Source organism: Halorutilus salinus, from assembly GCF_026242195.1.
In the GTDB taxonomy this organism is placed as follows: Archaea; Halobacteriota; Halobacteria; order Halobacteriales; family Halorutilaceae; genus Halorutilus; species Halorutilus salinus.
The window spans coordinates 1-21,522 of sequence record NZ_RKLV01000012.1 but is presented as its reverse complement, the minus strand read 5'-3'; the positions used below and the strand labels follow the sequence as shown (position 1 = coordinate 21,522).

Sequence of the window (21,522 nt, the reverse complement as noted above, 5' to 3'; positions counted from 1 at the left end):
CGTTATGTCATCTCCAACACGGTCAGCTCGTCTACCTGCCTACGTAGCACCACTCCCACAGCGTCTCGAGGACCTCGCACTCCACTACGCGTGGGTTATAGTGGCGATCAATCTCGCGGGGACCGCGTTCGGATTCTGGTACTATCGCTTCCAGTTCGCACAGACCCCACTCGTGATGTGGCCGTTCGTTCCCGATAGTCCCGGAGCGACGCTGTTCATCGCGCTCAGCCTTGCCGCGTGGAAATTGGACTACGATGTCGAATGGCTCCACATGCTCGCCTTCTTCGGAAACATCAAGCTCGGCCTCTGGACGCCGTTCGTCCAGCTGTTTCTCAATGGGGCGGGCGGCATCGAACCCTGGCTCTACTGGTTCCTCATTGTGAGCCATCTTGCGATGAGTCTGCAGTCGTTCCTGATCTATCGCTATGCCGAATTTCCGGTCGGTGCGGTCGCTGTCGCCACCGTTTGGTACGGACTTAACGACGTCGTGGACTACTTTGCGCCCCTCGTCGGAGAGTTCCATCACACGTTTCTTCGGGCCGAACTCGTCGGCACGACACTTGACCATTCACTACGAGCCCACGATCTCGCCGCAGCGGCAGCAGTCACGCTTACACTCGCGGCGACGTTCCTGGCCCTCGCCACACGGGTGAAGAAAGTCGAAGTTCAACGGTCTCCCGCCCCGCTTGGAGGCGACCCACCAAACGACAGACCTGACGGAGGGGGTGAGTCATGACGACACTGCAAGAACGGCTCCGTGCCGTGGGAGTAACCATCGGGATCGGATTCGGGAGTCTCGTAGCTGGAGCGCTGCTCCTAACGGTCGTGTCACAGTTGCTCTCTCTGGTCGGAGTTCAGCTCCAGAATCGACCAGCGTTGCGTCTCGGCCTGAGCACGGTATTACTCCAGGGGGTGGCGTTCGGAGGCGTCGCGCTCATCTATTTACGGATCAGCGAACGAGGTGTAGGCTTCATTCAACTACGTATTCCGACACGACGAGATATCGGATGGTTCATCGGAGGACTCATCTCGCTACTGATTACGGTTCGCGCGCTCTCAGCGATTATCGCGTATCTCGGATTCGAGCAGGCCACCAATCAGATCATCGAGGTCGGCCAAGAAGCCCCAGCTGTCTTCCTGGTACTGATCCCACTCTCGTTCCTGTTGGTCGGTCCCGGTGAAGAACTTCTGCACCGAGGGGTCATCCAGGGGACGTTGCGAGAATCCTTCCACCCGGCTCGGGCAATCATCTTGGCCAGCCTCATCTTTGCGATGGTACACGTCTTCTCCCTTCAAGGAAACGGGAAATTCGTGTACATCGGTGTGGTCTTCACCCTTGCACTCGTGCTCGGGGTGGCATACGAACTCACGGATAACCTCGCTGTCCCAGCCCTCATTCACGGGGCGTTGTGGTCCGTAAGGTACTTTCAGTTGTCTAGCTAACCAGATTCTAATGGATTCAGAGAATTTCCGCGCATATCCGTCACTAACTGACAAAGAGAAAAATATTGCTACTAGGGGGTTTCATACCAACTGAGGAGGGAAAGCAGATTCATATGATGATTGAAGAAGATGAGATCTGGCTCTCCGAAGCTCAGGCACGAGACTTACAGAAGAAGTTAGAGGAGATACTTATGGATGAAACCCAGATGAACGCAGGAGGCATGATGAACGTGGTCGAGGAAAATGGGGATATATTCTCTGTGGACACAAAGGAAGATTCAGACTCCTAACTCTTCCTGTACCTTACCCGTATCGAGTATACCACTTTCCGTCAGGATATCTTGGAAGCCGGCTCGGTCGTATCCAGAGCCCAAATCAAACTCTACGTCTCGGAGATCTTTCTCCAGTATCTTCAGCAGAGCCTCCGCTTCCATCAACAGTACCTCCTGGATATCCGTATCTATCTTCAAGCTCTTGATTACTTCCTTAGCCTCACCGTCAAACTCACTCGAAATGACAGCAAAGTAGACGTTCTGGAACCCCTGTCGACGCAACTTCGGAACTTCACGGTTGATATAGTCCTGGAACTTCCTCTCCTGCGCGGTATTCAACGAGAAGCTGTCTTCGGTCGACTTCGCGTCATAGATTATCGCATATCTATCCTTCTCGTTTTTCGCTATCCCATCAGGACGCCGACCTCTACCCTGACCCAAGTTATCGACCTCGAAACCCAGCATTTCAAAACACTTCGCGAGACGGTTCTCAAAGAGGTTCTCAACACTCTGTCCTGTCATCTCTGCTATTCCGTCTTCCCTCGCGACAACTCGGGTAGGACAGACACTATCGGCGGAATATAGCTATCAGGGATAGTCTTCGGCTTAGTCACCCCTACCGAAGTACCGCCTGTTACAGACTCTTTCTCTTCTGCGTCCTCTTCGAACTTTTCGCGTTGCTGCCAGAACCAGAATGCGTGCTCTATATCCCATAAATGAATGTCTTCATCAGTATAGTCTGAGAGTATATCCCGTATCTCCTCATTCAATTCCATGAAAGAGACGTAGTTACTCTGGAGGTCTTCATCAGGCTCCCAAATGGCGAGGTCGGAGAAGGCATTGACCATCGATTTGTATTGACCTCCTCCTCCGCCTGAAGACGGAGGAATCCGCGAAGCGGAAATTAAGGTTGGGCGTTTCCTAACGGTCAAGTTTCCTTTCGGAAGCCGTGTCGTAGGTTCCCGCCTAATTATTACCGAAGGCGTGGTTTACAGCCCGTACAGCACGGTCAAACGTGCCTATCTCCCCACTCATGGTGAGCGTGTCTTCGCAAGGTCGAAGACCTTGCCCGACGGCAGGTTGTTCAGCCTGCGAGTTTCCGCTTACGTCAACCTAATGTTACGGCGGTTACATCCAATATACATTTGAGCAATATATTCTTTGTGCTGAATATCCGGTTAAGGCATACAAATTGGTTAAGTCAAATAGCATGACGTATTCATCCTGACCCTAAAGGGTCAGGCATTCTGCTGTCTCATCTGTAAACGACCCCGGTGGTCTTCTTTCTCTTTTATCCGAGTATTTAGTCCTCTTTCCGACGCCCAGTTCATCCACTCTTTCGCTCTTTGATATGAGTTCGATTCAGATGTATTCCCTCGGCTCTCTGCTACATCTATATTTATTACCTTTGGTGTACCCTTCCGAGATTTTGCTACGTCTACTTTGTCTTCCCACTCGAGTGCATTAGCCTTGGTTTTCAGTCGTTCCCACCTCTCTTCGACGTTTTTCGATGGTTCTGTACTCTTGCGTAACTCTATCTTCAGTTCATCATCTGTCATCTCATACGAATAATCAAAGTAAGGGTATAGTAGTTTCCACGGTGATCAGAGCGTTCTAGGGTAGAGGCCAGTAGTCTTACCAAACATTAACCCGATTTGTAAGAGAGTGTGTTAGGTAAGAAATAGAGTGAGGGAACTGAGTGAGGCAGAGTCCCCTAACATCAGTATAAGAACTCTCCGAGTCGACGGCAAACCAGAGAATAAAAAAGAAACACCCTTTTCGAATTGTCGGGGGGTATTTCGAATAACCCCCACCCCTTTCGACTTGTACACACCCTTTTCGATATGTTCTGGATGTCGGCGAGTTCAAAGTTCAGCGGGTGAAGCTCTCTCGTATAGTCTGGCGTAACCGACTCTCGTCGAGCCTATTGTACCACTCCTCCTGTTCTAACGTCTCCACGATAGCGTCCAAATCAGTCTCGAATTTGAACTCTAAGAACGCACCGGAGGAAGGTCCCTCGCTGTTCCGTTCCCAGTTCAACAGAGAGTAAGTCGAGAGTTCCTTCAGCTTGTTCGTGTAAGTCTCTTTAATCCGCTTGTCAGCATCTATCTCATCCATCATATGCTGGTAGACCCGATATCCTTCTACACTCCGAGCGGTCCTGTTTTCGGCCATACTCGCGACCTTAGCCGTCGAGTACAGGCTATACTTCTTCTGGGGAGAAAGACCTCTTATGACCTCGAGAACTCGGCTTTCCTCTATCTTTTTCTGGGCTCGTTTGACGTGTTCTTCAGTTACTTCTTGTTCGTTATCCAATTCAGCCATGTCGCCGGAGATACGGAGGAGATCTATAGCCTTCCTCGCGTCTCCGTGGTCTTGAGCTGCGAGAGCGGCAGCCAAAGGTAGGGTACTCTCTGAGAGAACACCTTCTCGAAAAGCATCTCGTCGACGGTCAAGTATAGAACGAAGTTGGTTGGCGTCATAGTCATCGAAATGGATCTCTTCGGGAGAGAATGTGCTTTCTGCTCTGCTGTCTATCTGGTCCATGAGGCGGGTGTCGTTCGAGATAGCTATCGTAGTTACGTTGGTAGAAAGAGATCTAGTTTCCTCTAGCCTGGAGAGAGTGTATAGAAGACGGGAGAAAGCAGGTTCGTCTTTGTCAGATCTACCCGATAGCATATCAAGTTCGTTGAAGATATAGATAAGAGAGTCAAAGTTTTCTTCGACTAACTCGAAGAGTTTGTCGTACTTGTATTCTGTAGAGTATCCCCGTCGAGGGACGTCGTAGTCGGTACCTGCTTCTTTAGCTGTTTCTTCCCCCATCTCGTGGACTGCCGTGTCTAGAGTCTTTAGGTTACGACAGTTCATTTCGACTGTTCCTAGACGTATTCCGTTATCTTCAGAGAGGTTTTTGAGGTTTCTACAGACGGCTTTTGTTATCAGTGACTTTCCGGTTCCAGAAGGTCCGTAGAGGAAGAGGTTAGCTGCTCGGTCTCCTTCAAGGATGACTCTTAGAGCTCTCGCGACTTTGTTTAATTGTTCGTCCCTTCCTACTATCCTATCTTCATCGACGATGTAGGTAGGATCGAGAAGTTTTCTGTTTTCGATTAGTTTGGATTCTTTCTCACCCTCTTCCAGAAGAATACTTTCGATTGGGTTGAGATCGTCTTCGGTCATAACGATAAAATGAAGTAGGATAGTATTAGTTTTTCCCTGCTTCTTTAAATACCCCTTTCGAATAACCCCCACCCCTTTCGATATGTACACACCCTTTTCGATATGTTCTATTTGTACACACCCCTTTCGATATGTTCCGTTCAGAGCTATCGTCTAGTTCTTCGTTTAGTATCTTCTTCTGTCGGTTATCTCAGCTATAGAGTATTTGAACGGGGGGACACCCTTTTCGATATGTTGGGGTAAAATCCGATATGTTCGACGTAGAAACCGCACTCAACCTGTTTAATTCGGAGTTCTGTCTAAGGAAACGTAAGAATCTCTATAATAATATATAAATCTATTTGTTATAGGTTAGGTTGGTTGGTTATAATATACAAAACATATCGAAAAGGGTGTGTCCCCCCTACGCTCAGAGACCTTAGCGGCCCTCTCCTCCCAGCTGCCGTTACTATCTTCAAGAGCAGCAGTAGTCTACATCTTCTTCTTACCTAACACGGAATCTTCCATATCGACGAAATGTTTGGTAAGATACTGGCTTGCTCGTGACACAGTGGTGTGTTTCTTAACCTTGCGATAGGATTTATACACGTAACCACTTTGTGTACGGTATGACGGATGACGAAAATGAGACAAAGGAACTTGGAGATTTATCCGACGAAGAGGTTCAAGAGATTAGTAGTGAGGTGATGGAGTCAATACCAAAATTGATGAGTGAATCGCTTGGGATGGATTTCAGGGCTGATATCGACCACGATGAAAAGGCCACTAATGAATTAAAAGAAATTTTATTGCGTTTTCGTGACATAGGCCAGATTGAGTCCGAGGAAGAGCAGTTTGAGAGTATACTGAATTTTTTTGATGAGACGGTTGGTCAGATGTTTTCTCAGTCGGATATGACTGAGGGAGATGACGAAGGTGGGTTTGAAATATTACTTAATTATTACGAAGAATCTCTATATGGGGCACGCGAAGATTTGGATAGGTGGGGGTATGATGAATATTTTGAGAAAGTGGATCAGTTGGCTGTTGAATTGATAGAGGAGGGAAAGAACCAGAAGGTGACCGACTTGTATAGGGATGAGTTGGATCGAAATACAGGGATCATGCAGAGGTTCATTAATCCATTAGTTGAAGAACATCTACCGCTCCTGGAGAACATCGAGATCGAGGACGCGACCGAGGCTAGAGAATATCAGGATATGTACCAAGAGATGGCGGAGCTGTATGCTGGTTTACTTCCGGAGTTCATCTCAGTCCTGCAGATAAAGAAGGATGATGAGCATGAATATCAAGAGTTGAAAACTACTAGACTACACAACCTTTTACAGAAGCTAGGGAGCAAGAAGTATGAGGAATACAATATCTTCGCTGAGTGTTTGGATAGGAACCTCCGTAACTCCATAGTTCATAGGGATTCGAAAATCAATCCGAATAGTGAGACTATCGAATTCTATGACAGAGGCGACTTTGCCGATGATCTTTCGTATAAAGAGTTCAGCGAAGAATCAAGGAAGCTGTTTTCTGCCCTCTATGCCTTGTGGGTATTCAACAGTCTACTTACCTACCACCAAATAAAGCAAATCCCCGAAATATTAGAGGACATTGAGTGAATATATAATAAAACCACAGTATCCATTCTACTATGTACATAACATAACATAACTGTGTTTGACTTCAGTCTTTGATCAACAATTTCTTACCAAACAATTATACTCCACTACTCGTATATCGTTAGGTAAGAATGTCCGAGCCACCCGAACCTCCCGAAGAGATACCGAAGTACATCCAGGAGGGACTGGAGAAGCAGGACGTCGACACCCTTGAAGAGGTAATCGACTACGCTCGCGAACTCCGTGAGTATTTGACAGAACCTCCGGAGGAGGTTGAAGCTAACGAGGACGAGGAGCTAGTCGAGAAAGAGCGACGGAGCGGGTACACGAAGGTAGTGAAGAAGGTACCCTGCGGAAAAGACTGTAGCGGCTGTCCGCATGGTCCCTATGTCTACCACGTCAGCCGGAGCGGGGATGGGCTAGACTGGGAGTATATCGGACCTCAGGAGGAGTAGAACTTCGATAGCCTCCCACTATCAACGAATCTAATCTTCATCCACTAACACTAACCTACCACTTTCTCGTCTTATTTTACCCAGCATTTCAAGCCATTCCACTGCCTCCTCCACCTCCTCACGGCTATATTCCATCTGCGTTTCGACGAGTCCTATACTCATTCCTTTCAAGCCGTCAGAGTGATCTTCTTCAACAAGCCCGGGCAGCGTTGCTATCTCACTAGCCCGTTTGGATACCTCGTTCATCTCTTCTACCCTTTCAGAAAGATCCGTTCGGATACCCGTTTCCTCTTCCAGTCTCTTAAGCTTCCTGCTAATGGAGGTCACAAATTCGTCTTTTCTTGTTTCTTTGATCTGCCTTCTCAACTCCTTAACTACTATATCGAAGTCTAAGCCAACTCCTATGAGTACTTCCATATCACCCATATCATCCGGTCTATTAGCCACCGACTTGAACAAGAATATATCTTCATTCGAGAACATCCGAACGTTCAAATCCAACTCCTCAAAAACAGTCTCTGATCTTTCCTTTATCTCCTTAGTGAGAATCAATTCTCCCGCAACCTGGTGATTGAATATATCAAACCGCCGGTCCCCTTTCTCCAATATCACCGCAGCTCTGAGTTCACGATATTCTTGGCTGAGATCCCCTTCATTTTGGGGGCTGTAACCGAATCTATTGAGGCCGTCACATATCCTTTCATATACCTCTCTTGACTCGACTACAAGGTCTATATCCTTCGTCGCCGTCTTTTGATTTCTTAGGGTCATTGCCCCACCTCCGATTAAATATACCGTAGTCTCTTTGCTGAGCGAGTTGGACAACTCCTCAAATTGCTCTTTTATACGATCTCTTCCGAACCTAGACTCTCTGCCTGACATCAGATATCCACCTCATATTCCTTCGCCAAACCCTTGAATTCGCCCCATGTCGGTAAATCAATTTCTGCTTTTTTAACACCCTTTTTCTCGATATATGTGAGGAGGTTGTCGACCTCATTAGATATATCATAGTGTATTGCCCTTTCTCGGAGATCTTCTCTGTTGATATCATCTTGTACTTTAGCCAAGTACAGTAGAGTATATCGCTGTCCTACCGGCTTATCCATTCTTTTGTGTATAAGAGTCATATGGCATACAAGATCCTCTTGAGAGAGTCCGTGAAGCGTCGATTGTTGCTGGTCTTCTTCACGTTCCTCCTCTGTATAGAATAGGTATGTTCCAGGTGTCGTCATAAACTTCAGCCCCCGATTTTGGATTTCGTTTAGTCCTGTCAAGTAGTACTTTCTCGCCTCATCGGGGCGTAGGTTATCTATCTGGTTTTTAACCTCTATCTCGGATTTCAATAGGGATATATTCTCATAATCATTGTTCCAGACGACGTATACTTTTCCCGATGGAAATGTCTTCTTGACTTTGGAAACGTGCTTGAGCATAGCTAACTCTTGCGCGAACTCTGAGAGGGGCTCATAGGGTTTTCTGATGACGTATTTGCTATCCTCTTGTGTGAGGATTCCTCTGTTCCTGAGTTTCTTGAGTACTCTATATACTGTAGCTCGACTGGGCTTGGATAATTTCGTGAGGGTATCTGCGCTTCTCCTTTTGTCTAGATGGTAGATAACGTGTAGAGAGGAAGGTGTTAGTAGCTCCGGGAAGTCTATATTCGGATGTCGCGTCGTAAGTTTTCGATATTCTCCTACTGCATTTACTTCGGTGGTGTCATACAGCTTGTGGCGACCTCGTTCTTTACTTTTTATTAGACCTAGTTCCTCGAGTTCTGAGAGTACTTCGGAGACGTGTTTTAGGCTGTATTCAAGTTTCTCAGCTAGCTCACTCGGGGACTGTGGCTGTCCGAGTTCTTGGAGAAGCCTTAGGTGTGGTTGACCGATCATCTCCTTAGTCTCAAATAAGGTAAGTGGTATTTAAATAGTTTACCTTAAATGAGACATCAGAACTTTGTCTATAATTTTCATGGGAAGCTTTTATATATGTCTACCATAGATATGTAGGCATGGGGAGTAACTCTCATTTCGACACCGGTAAAGTTGACGACAACGGTCGTGTCTACGTTGGACCCCAGTATAGCAATCAGACGATTGCGTATCAACTCCTGTCGGAGCCAGAGGATACAGTTCCTGTTTACTTCATCCGGCATGGGACGCGGGAAGGGAATAAGTTCGGTGCATCAATCGAAGGTCTTCGTAATCTCTCTCTTGACCGACGAATCGCTATCGACTGGAATGCCGATGGTCGACTTGATCACGGTTACTATCGTGAAGAACATAGCAAAGATGCTCTCAGAGATATCAAGGCTATGCAAGCTCTCGACCGCGGATTCGGCCGCGTCGTAGCTATATATCCGGAACTTTACGCCAAAGGAAACAGGGATAAGTTCGCTGTTATCGGGGATGTGACTCCCGATGCGCATCTGGAACGGATTGCATACGACAGAGAAAACGACAACGGTCTAAAGTTCCTCACGCTAAGGCTTGTCAACTGTATCGAGGTTACACCGGATTCAGCACCTGAGTTATACGAGGAAATGCCTCTCCTCCGCCGCCACACCATACGGCGATCTCGTAAACATGCTGAATTAGTCCATTCGACGTACCAGGACTATATAAAGCGTTAGAATAGGTGGTACGTACTATCTGGGAAGTCGACGGATGTAATCACTTATTCGCTGTCTTGCTTTCTAATCCGTAGCTCATCGTCGACAATTTCTATCTCGACCTCGTCGCCTTCCTCGAACGGGAATGAAGTATCGGAGGCCAAGCCTGCAGGTATAGTTAAACGCATGGTTTTAGTATTCCCGACTCTCCCGAGCTTGCCCGTGGATTTCCCTACCATCGGCTAATCGTTTCCAAAATCCTATCCAAAAGGCTTATATCTTCTTGAAAAGTATATATCCAAGATGCTTGGAAAGTATCTTACAAACCAAACCGAGATGAGTGGATGAGTAAAACAGATACGCAGATTGAGCAACCCGTTATTCTGGACGAACTACTCGAAGAACACCCGCCCAGCAGCCTCGACAAAATAGTCGAACACACCTGCCCCGACTTTCTGCCAGGTGAGACAAACCTGACTTCGGCATACAGCGCGTTACACAGCGCCGTCCAAGGAAGAATCATAGTCAACCTACAACTCGCGTTAAACAACCTCAGAATCACCGGAGAAAGCCCTAGAGACGGATATAGCCTTGACGGAACCGCTGGAATAGAAATCAACGACAAGAAAGCCGAGATACACGACGAACAGCATACCCTCGAAATCGCTATAATCGAAGTCAAAACAGGGAATATCAAACCGTTCCAGGCAGCCGCATACGCCTACAGGGAAGGTGTTCCCGTCCTAACAGCGGAACTACAGACAGGAAACGTCCATTACCTTGACCAAGAGATGTCGTCGACGTTCCTCAACGAGTTCGTCGACCACCAACGAGACCTCAACCAACTCGGAGAACTAGAAAAAAGGATACCTGGGAAGTTCCAGTGCCGGAACTGTGCCTTGACTAGCTGCCCCCACAACCGTGACGACACATACAGTCACGAAAACGTCCTACGAGACAAGTCCGAGATATTCGACAACGTCTCTTCTGTCTCGGATAAACTCGTCAAGGAAATCCGCGACATAATCGAGGAAATGGGCTACGAAATAGACGTCACGGCTGGAATGGAGGGGGGAATAGATGTTTGACAGCTGTCCACAGTGTGGTTCAGATGAACTCTCAGATGGTTCAGAACTCCCTGGGGACGAAGTTGAAGCAGTCTGTAATGACTGCGGGCGCATCTTTTACTCTCTCGGCGGCTTTGATTCCGACCAGCCAGATACTGAACTTCAGTCCAGTCCGGATACTCCGGAGGATACCCAATGGTCGGAAGTTTCGAAAATCTCTGACGGCACAGAGGCAAACGTTTCTCGGGCTCTTGAGTATCTAGAGCAATTCTCCGACGAACTATCCGTCTCTGACTCCGTCAGAAAGCTCTCAGCGGAGTTCTACGCCGAAGCAATGAGTAAAGGCTTGACCGCCGGCAGAAGCATGAAACTCGTCGTGACAGTCTGTCTAAGGGCGGCTATGCACAAAGAGGGAGCTATTCGTCCTGACTTAGAGATCTCGAAAGTTGGCGACCTTGACCAGGCTAAGATATCTAACTTCTCCAGAGAGATAACTCACGAGCTCGGAATAGAGAACTCGATACCTACTCCTGAGGATCATATCTCGTATCTGTCGGATGAACTCTCCGTCGACGCCGAAACCGAGGACAGAAGTAGGGAAATCCTCCGAAACGTAGAACAGGCCTCCACCTCGGGTAAGTCCCCCGTCAGCTATGCAGCCGCTGCATTATACCTAGGTTCGGAGGGTGATGTCACCCAACGGGAGGTAGCTATCGCGTCTGGAGTAACTACTGAGACTGTCCGGGTTCGCCTCCGTGATCTTGAAGACCAGAACAACAGCCGTGACCATATATGGGCCTGAATTATGTCCCTATCTAATTCTCAGGTACCAGCTCGCTCTAACGATGAAGAGAGTGATGCTGAGACAGCAGCTATCTATGCGAGAACGTCGTCGAGGAATCAGCTTCATGGATATTCGATTAATGAGCAGGTACGGTGTTGTTGGGAGCGGTGTAGCTTGATGGGATGGCAGGTCTCTCGAGTCTTCCAAGACGAAGTTGAGAGCGGGAAAGATACCGACCGTCCGATGTTCCAGGAGATGATGACTGCAGCGGAAGATGATGTCTTCGATGTCGTCGTATTCTGGAAGCTCGATAGGTTTTCGCGAAGTCTAATGCATACGGTGAATCTCGAGGAAAAATTGAGCGATTTAGGAGTGGCTCTTCATAGTGTTACAGAACAGATAGATACGACGACTCCTGCCGGACGGTTTAATTTCCGGAATATCGCGAACGCTGCTGAGTTTGAACGAGAGATGATCAGTCAGAGAACTCAGATGGGGCATCACGCGATGGCGTTAGACCACAAATGGCCGAACGATAGCCCGCCTCTCGGGTATACTCGCCTCGATGACGGCAAACTTGAGGTTAATGAGGACGCCGGGTTGGTGGAGCAGATCTATCGGATGTATCTCGAACTCGAGTCTATGCCCCAAGTCGCATACGAACTGAATCAAGAAGGAATGACAACTCCCAAGAAGGGTAAGTGGACGCCAGACTACATTGGTGAGATACTCCGAAACGAGCTCTATACAGGCCGATACAGCCTTTCTGACGTCAGTGATTATGTACCGGAATATCGGATTGTGTCAGACGATTTATTCGACGAGGTAACTCAGACTAGGTTCCGATTCCGGAATGGAGACGCAGATAATCCAAATATGCCTGAGGACAGAAAGCAAGATGCCATTGATGGTGTGATATCCCAGTACGTGGACTACCTCAACTGAACTCTCTATTATTCATTCAAATTATGATGCTTGATCTCCGGCTTATATCTCACACATCCTCAGGATAACCACATCGGAGTATTGTGGATACTCCTTGTTGAGGTGTTCTTTGAGATCGTCCCACTCACCGTTTCTCTCCTTCGGGAACTTCCGGTGTGTGTGTTTTCTACTTTCCTCACTTTCTCCTGAATAATCTGGGCACATCCAGTAGTGTACTTCCGTACCTCCGTCTATTTTGCCGGTCCCGTTTTTAGTCATGGGGCTCCCGCATTCTTGGCAGACTACATCAACTACGTCTGTCTCATCAACGGCTTTTAACAGTAGTCCTTTCTCACTCAGCTCCTCGAGATCCACGGTATCTTGACTTAGCGAGTTCTTCTCATAAATCTCTTCAACGACCCTGTCCACCTCGTCGAACAACTCCTCGAAATCTTTTCCATCAAACCCTAGTTCTGGTACCTCCATTACCTTTTGTTCATCCTCATCCGCGCTCCGAGGATACCTAATTTTGCCTACGTATACCGGATTCGTTATTATCGACTTTATTTTCTGACCAGTTAACTCGCTTATTTCGTAGTCAGACTCTTCAAATACCGATCTTATCCTCTCATCTTCTAATCCAACTGTCTCGAACTTACCATCCGCTTTATTATCTAGCTTCTTGTTCTTAGCTGACTTCTTGACTAAGTCGGCTACCGCTGAGTAATTCTTAGTCTCAAGAAAGTCCTCCATGATAGCCGATATTACTTCTTTTCCGTACTCTGTCTTTTGTATCCATTCATTCTTCTGTTTGAATGCTACCGGGATCTTATTGAACCATGTATACCAACTTTCACTCTCTGTGAAGATAGTCTCAATTGCATCCCAGGCTGCTCTTATCCTTGCCTTTACCGATTCACCAGCCACTATTGCTCTGACTGCCAACTGCATCTGGTCAGACATCTTATCTAACTCATACTTTCCATAGGAATCGGTTATTATCGGAACCTCATGGTGGTAGTGTAACTTCGCTGCCACGTAGAGTGTTTCCAGTGTTTCTCTACCGAATCTATCAGCTCTGTCCAGTATGACTGGCTGAGGATTCTTCTCGACTTCCTCTCTCAATTCATCCAGACCGGGTCTGTTGAACGAGAATCCACTTTCGTTTTTATCTACGTATATATTTTCTACTTCCAAGCCATGTTCGTCGGCGCATAAATGGATATTTCTCTTTTGACTGTTGATGCTGGCGGATTCTTCACCTTCTGATTCTTCATCAGTTTTACTCTGTCTTGCATATCCATGTGCCGCTGAATAATCTGTTTCTTGCTTTTCCTCTGTCTTTTTTGATCTTCCGTTAGTCCTTACTTTTGATTCTCTCTTGGTTTGTTCTTCAGGTGAACTAGAGAAGTCGTTGAGGGTTGAGTTGTTTTCAGAAGAACCGTCTATTGCAGTGTATGACTTGGGGGATGTCCTAATGTATGATTTGAACGCTGTGGATAAACTCTTCAGTACAGCGCTTATATCCGAATGTATGATTTGACCACCGTACAGCGCCCAAATCATACACTGCACATAACTGCTGTACAGAGTAAGTGATGCATTCTCTATCTGGTTGTTCAGTTTACCTATGCGCTCCGGTAATTCCGATTTTTTTCTTTCTATTTCCATTCTGCCTCCGGAGCGGGCAATCAAGGTTTCCTGAGGACCGAGCGGTACCAGGTCTCAGGAAACGTTTTATTCACGAGACCCGCTCCACCTGAGGAGCGGGTCACAGGGAAGGGCCTACACTTAACCACAAACCAACATTTAACTGGAAATCAGTACTAGTTGAGTACTGAACTAGCATGACTAGGGAAACGGTTCAGTCGTCGATAAACATTCCAAGGGAGCTGAAGGAGGAGTTCAAGGGCTTCGTACAAGAGATCGAAGGCAAGTCGAAGGGTGCATACTCGGATCATATTCAGAAGGCGATGAGGTTCTACATGCGGAAAGAAAAGAACCCCTCCAAAGAAGAGGTAGATGACCTCAGTGACATAGCTAGAAGTCTAGATAGAATAGAGCGGGGGCTCGGTATATCAGAAAGAAAATACGATAGAGAGTATCTCGTGAGAACCCTCTCAGAAAGATTCCCGAAAGTCGACGAAGGAGAAATTGAGGACTCTGTTGAATCCTACATAGATCACGATGTCCCCCCTGGAGAGATTATAACCGCTGTTAGTGAGAGAATGCAGCGAGATAACCAAGATGAGGTAATGGATCTTAACAGTCTACAGATGGGAGACGAGGGGGTAACCGTCGAAGTGAATGTTACCAACGTCTTCGGAGCTAGTAGCAAATCTTCTTCAGGTATAATAGCTGACAGAACTGATTCCATGAGGTTCCATCTTGACTATGATGGGTTTCTGGAGAAAGACAACAGCTATCGCCTTAATAACGCTACTGTAGTGAAGCGGGAGGATATTGAGGATGAAGAGGATTCTGGGGAATGGGTATTGAAGATAGATGATGAAGACTTAGTGAACGAGCTCAATACCCACGTCTCCGCACATGGTGGGGGAAGGCAATTCGAAACCGGCGGCATGATCGTGGCTCTCGATACCGTGGCAACTAGACCCTCCACCTCCAACCAGGAAGCGAGGGTGGTTGCTTTCCTAGACACAGGAACCCGTGTGTGTCGAGTGTTTATAGATGAATACCTACTTAGGAAGTCTGTCCTGACGGACTATACAGGCGATATAGATGGGGAGCAAATCAACATGGTGAGAGAGCGCCTTCTCGGACGTTATTACTCTATCACCGGTTTTGACAATACCGGACAGGAGACCGAAGGTAGAAGCAAGTTTAGCGGAGTTGTGGTAGCGGAGATGAGAAGAGGAATGAATCGCTTGTGGGAGAGTAATCTTAATTCTCCTCAGTTTCCAGAGGATGACAAGAAGCCGGGTGTGCGGCTTTTCGCCCCCGAGATTGAGCTTGTAGATGAAGTCTTTGAGGAGGATGCCTCTAGTAATGCTAACTTGGATGCGGAGAAAGTGGACTACGTAATAACGCCTATTGGAGGTCATAAAGCTGGAAAAATTCTTATCGCCGGCACTTTGACCAGGGTTGAGAAGACGGGTGATGCCACCCGTGGTTATCTAAACGATGCCACTGGAACCACTCTTCCATTCTTAATCTCGGATAGATATGCGGGAGATATAGGTGGGAGACTTCGTGGCGGCATTACTCCACCTACTCGTATATTTGTCAGGGGGTCGATTAAACAAGGGGATAATGGCTTACTGCTCAACGTCAGGGACCTCGGTGAAATAGACGAGTATACTGAGGAGACTTGGGTTCGTGAAGCCGTGCAACGAACTCAGGTACGACTCAGGAATCCTCGAGATAAGAATCAGTATGAGACTCTGTCAGAGGGGGTTTGGAGGGATATACGTGATAGGTTGCATGAGAACTACGGTACTGATGTTGCCTAACTGTATAAAAAGACTCAAACTGTGGGTAAGAGTTTTTACCCCCGACTCGAACGGTTCGGTATGCGCCCGGAAAATGTAGAGATAAAAGAGCGTTGGAAGGAGTTCTACCGCCGATACTGTAAAAACGAGATCAGTAAGATAGCGCAGAACGAGAAGACGTCACTCGTTGTCAACTTCGGCGAAGTCGAAAAGTACGACCCCGACCTTGCCGACGACCTGGTTCTACACCCCGATGGGATACGCCGTGCCGCTGAGGACGCACTCGCGGACTTCGATATCGCCGCCGAGACCTCACTTGAACACGCTCGGGTTCGGTTTTCCAATATATATCCCAGTACCAAGATATACGAGCTTAGTAGCGACGACGTAAACAAGATGGTATCTATTGAAGGTATTGTGCGTAAATCGTCGGACGCCGAGCCAAAGGTTCTCGAGGCCGCATTTGAGTGCCAGCGTTGTGGAAACCTCACTAATGTCGAACAGACCGGGAAAGAGTTCACGGAGCCTCACCAGTGCCGCGGATGTGAACGCCAAGGTCCATTCCGTCTTCTCGAAGACCAGAGTGACTTTGTTGACGCACAAAAGCTGCGCGTTCAGGATATATCGAGTACCGAGGCAATAGACGTCAATATAGAGGGGGATATAACAGGGTCGTTTGTTCCTGGTGACCGAGTGAATGTGACGGGTGTTCTACGGGCTGTCCCGGACGATGGAAAGACAACGTTCAGGGTATTTCTTGAGGGGAACAACGTAGAGAGATTGGGGGAGGAAGACGAAACACCGCCGACAGAGTTCGACCCCGAGGATATCGAAGAGTTCGTCGACGACGCTATCTCAACGGTAGCACATCTTGAATCCCGAAATATTCAGCATCAGAAGGAGCTCGTGACACGAGAGAACCTCGTGACGCCATTTTTGAAGGCACTAGGCTGGAATGTGACGAATGAGGACGTCATTGTTGAATACAATGGGGATACCGACGGATACGTTGATTATCAGTTGATGTGCGATGGCACACCGTTCGTTTGTGTTGAGGCGAAGTCTCTTGGGACTACTATCGCGGACGACAGTAACTTCGACACCTCGTATGATCCTAACGCTGCCAAGCAACTAAGGAGATACATGAGGACGACGGGTTCGGAGTACGGCGTTCTGACGAACGGCAAAAAGTACGTTATATACGAGGATGTGAGTGATGACCGACCTGAGGAAGAGATACTCCTAAGTGTTACCCTCGGAGATCTCGCCCAGTATACCGACAGACTAGCACGGATCACTCCAGTGGAAAGCTCTTGATTCGGTTTAGATCTGCTTTCTCGGAAGAACCGCGAATGGAGGCTATTCTCCTGCCGATGAATCGGCTAGAACGGGAGTCCATGCTGAAAGCCCACGGCTAAGACGTGGGTTAGCTTACTTGCTTTCTGTGGGAGGGGAGTAAGTTCCTAACAAATATTATCCTGTGAATTTTATCGTCTTCCGTGGAGACAAAACACCCTGACCTACGGTTGTTTAAATCTCTGTCTGGGGAAGTTCCTCTCCCAGAGGTCGTCGGGTTTATCGAGAGCAAAATATCCTCCCAAAAGAAGGATTATCTTACTAGGATCTACATAGACGCCCTCAACGAATCTGACTTTGCAGAACGACGTCAGAAGGACAATGATATTACTTACTTTTTCTCTCCTCGACAGGACTTCGAATTGATCAAAGATAAGGATGGGAGTAGGAACTGTCAGAAGTGTGGAGTTTATTTAGAAACCGGCTATCTAGTGAAGTACAGTTCTGACGATTATGATGGGCCTTTCTGTAGTGACTGTATTAGATTCTTCCCCTAAACCTCTTGGCGGGGTATTATCATACTCTTTTCTACCAAGATCCACGAGAAAGACGATATCAACATCGGATTTTTCGTTCTCTTGGTTTCTACAGATGACTGAACAACACCCGTGGCTAGCGTTATATTTTTCTGCGCACTCTACCAGACCTGATATACTGAAAATACTATTTGTCTATATATACTGAATATACCAAAAAGGTTAAGTTAGGTAGGTTCTTTGTAAGTGATACAATGCGACCGAATATTGACATCCCTTGGGATGTTCACGGCGGAGTAAAAGAATACGCTGAGAAGAATAATATCAGCCTTGAGCAGGCGTACACCAAAGTTCTCAAAAGGGGTTTACCGGCATCACCGATGGCTGACGGAAAAATACCCCATTCGGAGAGTGAGGATACAGTATTCATCCAAGCTCCTGACGGACATATAGCTAGAGTATGTACGTTCTCTAATGGATTTCGAGAACTTCAGGAACCTGAAATATTCCGAACGAGGCAGAGATTTGAAGATCCTGAGAGAGTGGAGAGCCTACTTTCTGAGTTGGCTCGATTCGAGTTCTCCAATACAGGACACTGGAATGAAAACCATGGGACATTTACTATACATCAGTCGAATGGAGCATGGATAGGATCCGGGCTCAGAAGCTTTTTTGAGCTACTCCAAAACCCAGACAAGAGGAACATACCTGTCGATTACGAGGTGGACACTTACAAAAATGATTCAGCTATTTATATATGCGAAACAAATAATCCTCAAATAAGGGGAATAGCCTTATCTGCTTCACCTAGATTTGACTCAGATTCAATTGAGGATTTCCATATTACTTTCATAACGGATGGCGGAATAACGGATAATCGGAATATAATAGACTATGCTGAGGCTGCTGATGTTGATCTCACAACTGCTAACTCATGGAATCCCGATAGAGAGATAGCGTCTGACTTAGACAGTCTGGAACTAGAACCGATGGAGAAACTAACCTTAAAACGAGGGAGAGATGAGGAAGAATGGGTGTATGGAATAATATGTAAGAATCCGTTTTTCAATGACGAGGAGTTATATGAGGAGAAATTTGATATGGACACAGATACCCAATACCCGGTTAGTATGGCTGATAAAGTCACGTCATATAAATCAATGTACTGCAAGATATTGGATCATCATCCGGTAGATGAAGAGAAGGTCTACGATAGCAGGATAGAAATAGAAGTAACGGATATGAGTGCCTTAGCTCCGCTAAGTGGTTTCAGCGTAGCTAACGTATACGCTAAAGCTACATGGTAATGCTGTCATCCCTTGACAGGAGGTTAGGCTACAGATAGGCTGGATTTTTCTAATACCTTTTCCGAGTAAGGTTTATTTTCCTGTAAGGCGTTTATTGGGTAAAATGGAGATAGACAAGGATAGCACGGCATGGAGGGCTATTTGTTCCATGAATGGCGAAGTATCTTTAAAAGAGATAGTTGACGTTCTGGAAGGACTTGGTGTCCCCCCTCGCCACACTCAGGATTACATAGAAGCCATAAAGAGGGAGGGTATTGGGAAACCAAGCGAGGACGACGACGGTGATATCATCTACAATATGTATGGGGAGTTTGACCCTGATGTGGTTTCCCGTGAAGGCGACTACTCGTGTAATAAGTGTGGGCAGTCTCTAAAAAATGGATACTTCTTACGGTTTGACAAGTCTGAGGATGGACCCTATGGACCTGAATGTGTCAGGAAGATTGGGATAGCCCGTCTCTGACCTCCTTTACCTCGAATCTTCTAGTCGTATGTTTTCCTCTCTATTTTTTCAGGGGAACAGTTCGTGTTGTCCACATGTAGTTTTACCGTCTCTTCACTCTCACTTTCGTAGTCACAGTCCGGACAGACGTAATAGGTAACTCCCTTTTGTTTTATGCTACCCTGTTCACAGTCCGCCTCGTGATAGTGAAATATCCCTGGAGGTTCCATCACCACTTGATTCTCCCATTCCTCGCCGCAGTCTGCACATACGAAGTCCGCAGTCTCAACGGAGTAATTGTGCCGACACTTCTTACACTCATCCCTGTGTTCGGGGTTGTACCAGTTTTCCCCGCACTCCGGACACTTCTCCAATTCTTTTATCTCTACCACACAGTCCCAGCAGACGTACTTCTGTAGATCTCCTCTGTAGTCCGCGTATGTCTCGCCACACTCCGAGCAAATCTTTTGGTTGTTCTCATGGTAGGCATAATGACAGCTTTTACACACGGTAGCTGTGTACTCCATATTGAAGTAGGACTCCCAATACTCCTCGTATATTTGACCGAACTGTTCCGTTATCCATTCACGGACATCGTCCCTCTGGACGTATTCATTCATCGCCTTCCAGTATCTCTCCGAGTTCTTCAGGCTTCCTTCCTTTTCAGCAGGTTCGTCAAATTCACTCTTGCATTTTTGACACCTGTACTCAGGCTCTTTCGTTTCACGGGTGTATATTGATTGGCTCTTACAGTTAGGGCAGCACTCGTTTGTGGGGATTTCTAGCTCTTCGTAGGCGTCAGATTTCTCAAACGCGTAGTCTCGTATCCTATCCCATAACTTCCACCACTGCATATCCTCATGCTCCTTGTGGTGTATAACGAGATCTTCTTTACCTCCACACCACTCACACTCGTCGCCTATTGTCTCTTCCCGCTTTTCCTCCCATTCCTCTGTGTCCCAAGGCCTCTTACTAGCCTCACTCGCATTCTCCTCGAAAAAGGCATCTAACTCTTCGTCTCTTATTTCGTTCCGTATCGGCTTTTCAGATTTGTTTTCCATCACCGTAGCTGAAAGACTGATAGGGCTTAGGGTTTACGGGGGTTCTAGAACTACCCCCAAAACGGCTAAGTTTCCCGCGTACTTCCACAATCTATGGCATCAGATGACCGAGAGAATGTATGGGAAAATTTTCTGCGTCGCTACTACAAGGATGAGATAGAGGATCTGGTCGCGTTTGGACGCTCTTCGCTTGAAGTTGACTACCAGGATTTAGTAACATTCAACCGTAAACTAGCTGATTCTTTGGTTGGTAGTCCTAAATCTGTTCTATCAGACGCCGAGGATACTTTATTAGATTTCAACGTTCAGAATGAAGCCGATCTCCCCGAGGACGCTACACTCATTTTCTCCAACTTACCGAAGACAAAGCTAAGCGAACTGAGCTCTTCCAGTATTGGAAAACTTGTTCGTACTTATGGAGTTGTCTCCGAGATCTCGGATGAGTATCTTATTGTCAGCAGAGGTGTCTTTCGGTGTCAGAGTTGCGCTACCCGGCATGTCGTGGATATGGATATAAGCAGAGAGGAGTATCAGGAACCAAGCCGATGTAAAGGATGTCAGAAACAGGGTAACTTCAAAATCGTTGAAGACGAATGTGACTTTGTCTCAGTGCGGGATGTCACTCTATCACCTCCGCTTGAGGAAGAGGAATTTAAGAACTCTCAGAACTATTCGTGCGTATTCTTCGGGGAGGAGGCTAGAGAGGTTAGTCTTGGTGATTACGTCTCTGTTAACGTTATCCCTACTACCAATGGCAATGACGGGAGCGATTTATCGTTCTATCTCCGTACTCGCAAGGTTGTACCTGAAGAACCGAGTTACTCTTATATGTTCGATAATCTTGACGACGATGAGAAAGAAGCTATACGAAAACTCGCGGATGAGGATATATATCAGAAGTTCGTTGACTCTATAGCACCTACCGTACCGGTGGATGATACAATAAAGCTGGCTATGCTTCTGCAACTCTTTGGAGGGGTTGAGAAAGAGGTCGAGTACACGGAATACGGTAGTGTTCAGATAAGCATATTCCAAGCGAAGCTGAACGACCTAAGCCAGTCGTCGGCTGTTTGAGCGTGAGCGTT

At 47.0% G+C, this 21,522-nt stretch carries 24 protein-coding genes; 15 read left to right on the top strand and 9 right to left on the bottom strand.

Going from position 1 to position 21,522, the window contains the following annotated elements; all coding sequences use genetic code 11:
- The first annotated feature begins 4 nt into the window (after positions 1 to 4).
- From EGH25_RS10635 to EGH25_RS10625, 3 genes are all read left to right on the top strand, one after another.
- Positions 5 to 736, top strand: coding sequence for a DUF1405 domain-containing protein (locus tag EGH25_RS10635; protein ID WP_266088476.1), 732 nt, complete (start codon positions 5 to 7; stop codon positions 734 to 736).
- On the top strand, positions 733 to 1,443 hold the full coding sequence (locus tag EGH25_RS10630; RefSeq protein ID WP_266088400.1) for a CPBP family intramembrane glutamic endopeptidase: 711 nt from the start codon (positions 733 to 735) through the stop codon (positions 1,441 to 1,443). The genes EGH25_RS10635 and EGH25_RS10630 overlap by 4 nt, the downstream gene beginning before the upstream one ends.
- 113 nt (positions 1,444 to 1,556) lie before the next feature.
- A complete protein-coding gene (locus tag EGH25_RS10625; protein ID WP_266088398.1) occupies positions 1,557 to 1,733 on the top strand; it encodes a hypothetical protein in 177 nt (58 codons plus the stop codon).
- Here the strand turns inward: EGH25_RS10625 and EGH25_RS10620 are convergent.
- The 4 genes from EGH25_RS10620 to EGH25_RS10605 form a co-directional block, all read right to left on the bottom strand.
- Complete coding sequence (locus tag EGH25_RS10620; RefSeq protein WP_266088396.1) at positions 1,722 to 2,237, bottom strand: PDDEXK family nuclease; 516 nt, start codon at positions 2,235 to 2,237, stop codon at positions 1,722 to 1,724. The two genes, EGH25_RS10625 and EGH25_RS10620, sit on opposite strands and share 12 nt — an antisense overlap.
- A gap of 5 nt (positions 2,238 to 2,242) precedes the next feature.
- On the bottom strand, positions 2,243 to 2,563 hold the full coding sequence (locus tag EGH25_RS10615) for a hypothetical protein (RefSeq protein WP_266088394.1): 321 nt from the start codon (positions 2,561 to 2,563) through the stop codon (positions 2,243 to 2,245).
- A gap of 390 nt (positions 2,564 to 2,953) precedes the next feature.
- Positions 2,954 to 3,274 carry a hypothetical protein gene (locus EGH25_RS10610; protein ID WP_266088392.1) on the bottom strand — a complete coding sequence of 107 codons (321 nt, stop codon included), beginning with the start codon at positions 3,272 to 3,274 and terminating at the stop codon, positions 2,954 to 2,956.
- Positions 3,275 to 3,587: 313 nt separating this feature from the next.
- Positions 3,588 to 4,892 carry an AAA family ATPase gene (locus EGH25_RS10605; RefSeq protein ID WP_266088390.1) on the bottom strand — a complete coding sequence of 435 codons (1,305 nt, stop codon included), beginning with the start codon at positions 4,890 to 4,892 and terminating at the stop codon, positions 3,588 to 3,590.
- A 608-nt stretch (positions 4,893 to 5,500) separates the two neighbouring features.
- On the opposite strand from EGH25_RS10605, the gene EGH25_RS10600 reads away from it, so the two are divergent.
- Together EGH25_RS10600 and EGH25_RS10595 are read left to right on the top strand one after the other, a co-directional pair.
- Positions 5,501 to 6,502 (top strand): hypothetical protein, encoded by a 1,002-nt coding sequence (locus EGH25_RS10600; RefSeq protein WP_266088388.1) that lies wholly within the window; start codon positions 5,501 to 5,503, stop codon positions 6,500 to 6,502.
- A gap of 131 nt (positions 6,503 to 6,633) precedes the next feature.
- Positions 6,634 to 6,957 (top strand): hypothetical protein, encoded by a 324-nt coding sequence (locus EGH25_RS10595; protein ID WP_266088386.1) that lies wholly within the window; start codon positions 6,634 to 6,636, stop codon positions 6,955 to 6,957.
- A gap of 30 nt (positions 6,958 to 6,987) precedes the next feature.
- On the opposite strand, the gene EGH25_RS10590 is transcribed toward EGH25_RS10595, so the two are convergent.
- Positions 6,988 to 7,839 (bottom strand): DUF6036 family nucleotidyltransferase, encoded by an 852-nt coding sequence (locus EGH25_RS10590; protein ID WP_266088385.1) that lies wholly within the window; start codon positions 7,837 to 7,839, stop codon positions 6,988 to 6,990.
- A complete protein-coding gene (locus EGH25_RS10585) occupies positions 7,839 to 8,849 on the bottom strand; it encodes an ArsR family transcriptional regulator (RefSeq protein ID WP_266088383.1) in 1,011 nt (336 codons plus the stop codon). Before EGH25_RS10585 ends, EGH25_RS10590 begins: the two co-directional genes overlap by 1 nt.
- A 119-nt stretch (positions 8,850 to 8,968) precedes the next feature.
- Here EGH25_RS10585 and EGH25_RS10580 point away from each other — a divergent pair, with 119 nt between their 5' ends.
- Entirely contained in the window at positions 8,969 to 9,589 is a 621-nt protein-coding gene (locus EGH25_RS10580; protein ID WP_266088381.1) for a hypothetical protein, read from the top strand.
- Between the two features lie 44 nt (positions 9,590 to 9,633).
- Here the strand turns inward: EGH25_RS10580 and EGH25_RS10575 are convergent, their stop codons facing one another.
- The gene (locus tag EGH25_RS10575) at positions 9,634 to 9,807 is read right to left on the bottom strand and encodes an AbrB/MazE/SpoVT family DNA-binding domain-containing protein (RefSeq protein ID WP_266088379.1); all 174 of its coding nucleotides are present in this window, start codon (positions 9,805 to 9,807) and stop codon (positions 9,634 to 9,636) included.
- Positions 9,808 to 9,912: 105 nt separating this feature from the next.
- Here EGH25_RS10575 and EGH25_RS10570 point away from each other — a divergent pair, with 105 nt between their 5' ends.
- Genes EGH25_RS10570 through EGH25_RS10560 form a run of 3 tightly spaced genes read left to right on the top strand, consistent with a single transcriptional unit; the run spans position 9,913 to position 12,364 of the window.
- The gene (locus EGH25_RS10570; RefSeq protein ID WP_266088377.1) at positions 9,913 to 10,656 is read left to right on the top strand and encodes a hypothetical protein; all 744 of its coding nucleotides are present in this window, start codon (positions 9,913 to 9,915) and stop codon (positions 10,654 to 10,656) included.
- Entirely contained in the window at positions 10,649 to 11,437 is a 789-nt protein-coding gene (locus tag EGH25_RS10565) for a transcription initiation factor IIB (protein ID WP_266088375.1), read from the top strand. The genes EGH25_RS10570 and EGH25_RS10565 overlap by 8 nt, the downstream gene beginning before the upstream one ends.
- Before the next feature lie 3 nt (positions 11,438 to 11,440).
- Positions 11,441 to 12,364, top strand: a complete 924-nt coding sequence (locus EGH25_RS10560) for a recombinase family protein (protein WP_266088373.1) — start codon at positions 11,441 to 11,443, stop codon at positions 12,362 to 12,364.
- Positions 12,365 to 12,406: 42 nt separating this feature from the next.
- Here EGH25_RS10560 and EGH25_RS10555 read toward each other — a convergent pair whose 3' ends face one another.
- Positions 12,407 to 14,014 (bottom strand): recombinase family protein, encoded by a 1,608-nt coding sequence (locus EGH25_RS10555; RefSeq protein WP_266088371.1) that lies wholly within the window; start codon positions 14,012 to 14,014, stop codon positions 12,407 to 12,409.
- A gap of 176 nt (positions 14,015 to 14,190) precedes the next feature.
- Here EGH25_RS10555 and EGH25_RS10550 point away from each other — a divergent pair, with 176 nt between their 5' ends.
- The 5 genes from EGH25_RS10550 to EGH25_RS10530 all read left to right on the top strand — a co-directional run bounded on the left by EGH25_RS10550 (position 14,191) and on the right by EGH25_RS10530 (position 19,397).
- Complete coding sequence (locus EGH25_RS10550; RefSeq protein ID WP_266088369.1) at positions 14,191 to 15,816, top strand: hypothetical protein; 1,626 nt, start codon at positions 14,191 to 14,193, stop codon at positions 15,814 to 15,816.
- 60 nt (positions 15,817 to 15,876) lie between these two features.
- Entirely contained in the window at positions 15,877 to 17,112 is a 1,236-nt protein-coding gene (locus EGH25_RS10545) for a type I restriction endonuclease (protein ID WP_266088367.1), read from the top strand.
- 182 nt (positions 17,113 to 17,294) lie between these two features.
- Positions 17,295 to 17,648 carry a DUF5830 family protein gene (locus EGH25_RS10540; RefSeq protein ID WP_266088365.1) on the top strand — a complete coding sequence of 118 codons (354 nt, stop codon included), beginning with the start codon at positions 17,295 to 17,297 and terminating at the stop codon, positions 17,646 to 17,648.
- 233 nt (positions 17,649 to 17,881) lie between these two features.
- Complete coding sequence (locus tag EGH25_RS10535) at positions 17,882 to 18,934, top strand: hypothetical protein (protein ID WP_266088363.1); 1,053 nt, start codon at positions 17,882 to 17,884, stop codon at positions 18,932 to 18,934.
- 103 nt (positions 18,935 to 19,037) lie between these two features.
- Positions 19,038 to 19,397, top strand: a complete 360-nt coding sequence (locus EGH25_RS10530; RefSeq protein ID WP_266088361.1) for a DUF5830 family protein — start codon at positions 19,038 to 19,040, stop codon at positions 19,395 to 19,397.
- A gap of 20 nt (positions 19,398 to 19,417) precedes the next feature.
- Here the strand turns inward: EGH25_RS10530 and EGH25_RS10525 are convergent, their stop codons facing one another.
- A complete protein-coding gene (locus tag EGH25_RS10525; protein ID WP_266088359.1) occupies positions 19,418 to 20,437 on the bottom strand; it encodes a hypothetical protein in 1,020 nt (339 codons plus the stop codon).
- A gap of 93 nt (positions 20,438 to 20,530) precedes the next feature.
- Between EGH25_RS10525 and EGH25_RS10520 the strand changes: the two genes are divergently transcribed.
- On the top strand, positions 20,531 to 21,511 hold the full coding sequence (locus tag EGH25_RS10520) for a minichromosome maintenance protein MCM (protein ID WP_266088357.1): 981 nt from the start codon (positions 20,531 to 20,533) through the stop codon (positions 21,509 to 21,511).
- The last annotated feature ends 11 nt before the right edge of the window (positions 21,512 to 21,522 follow it).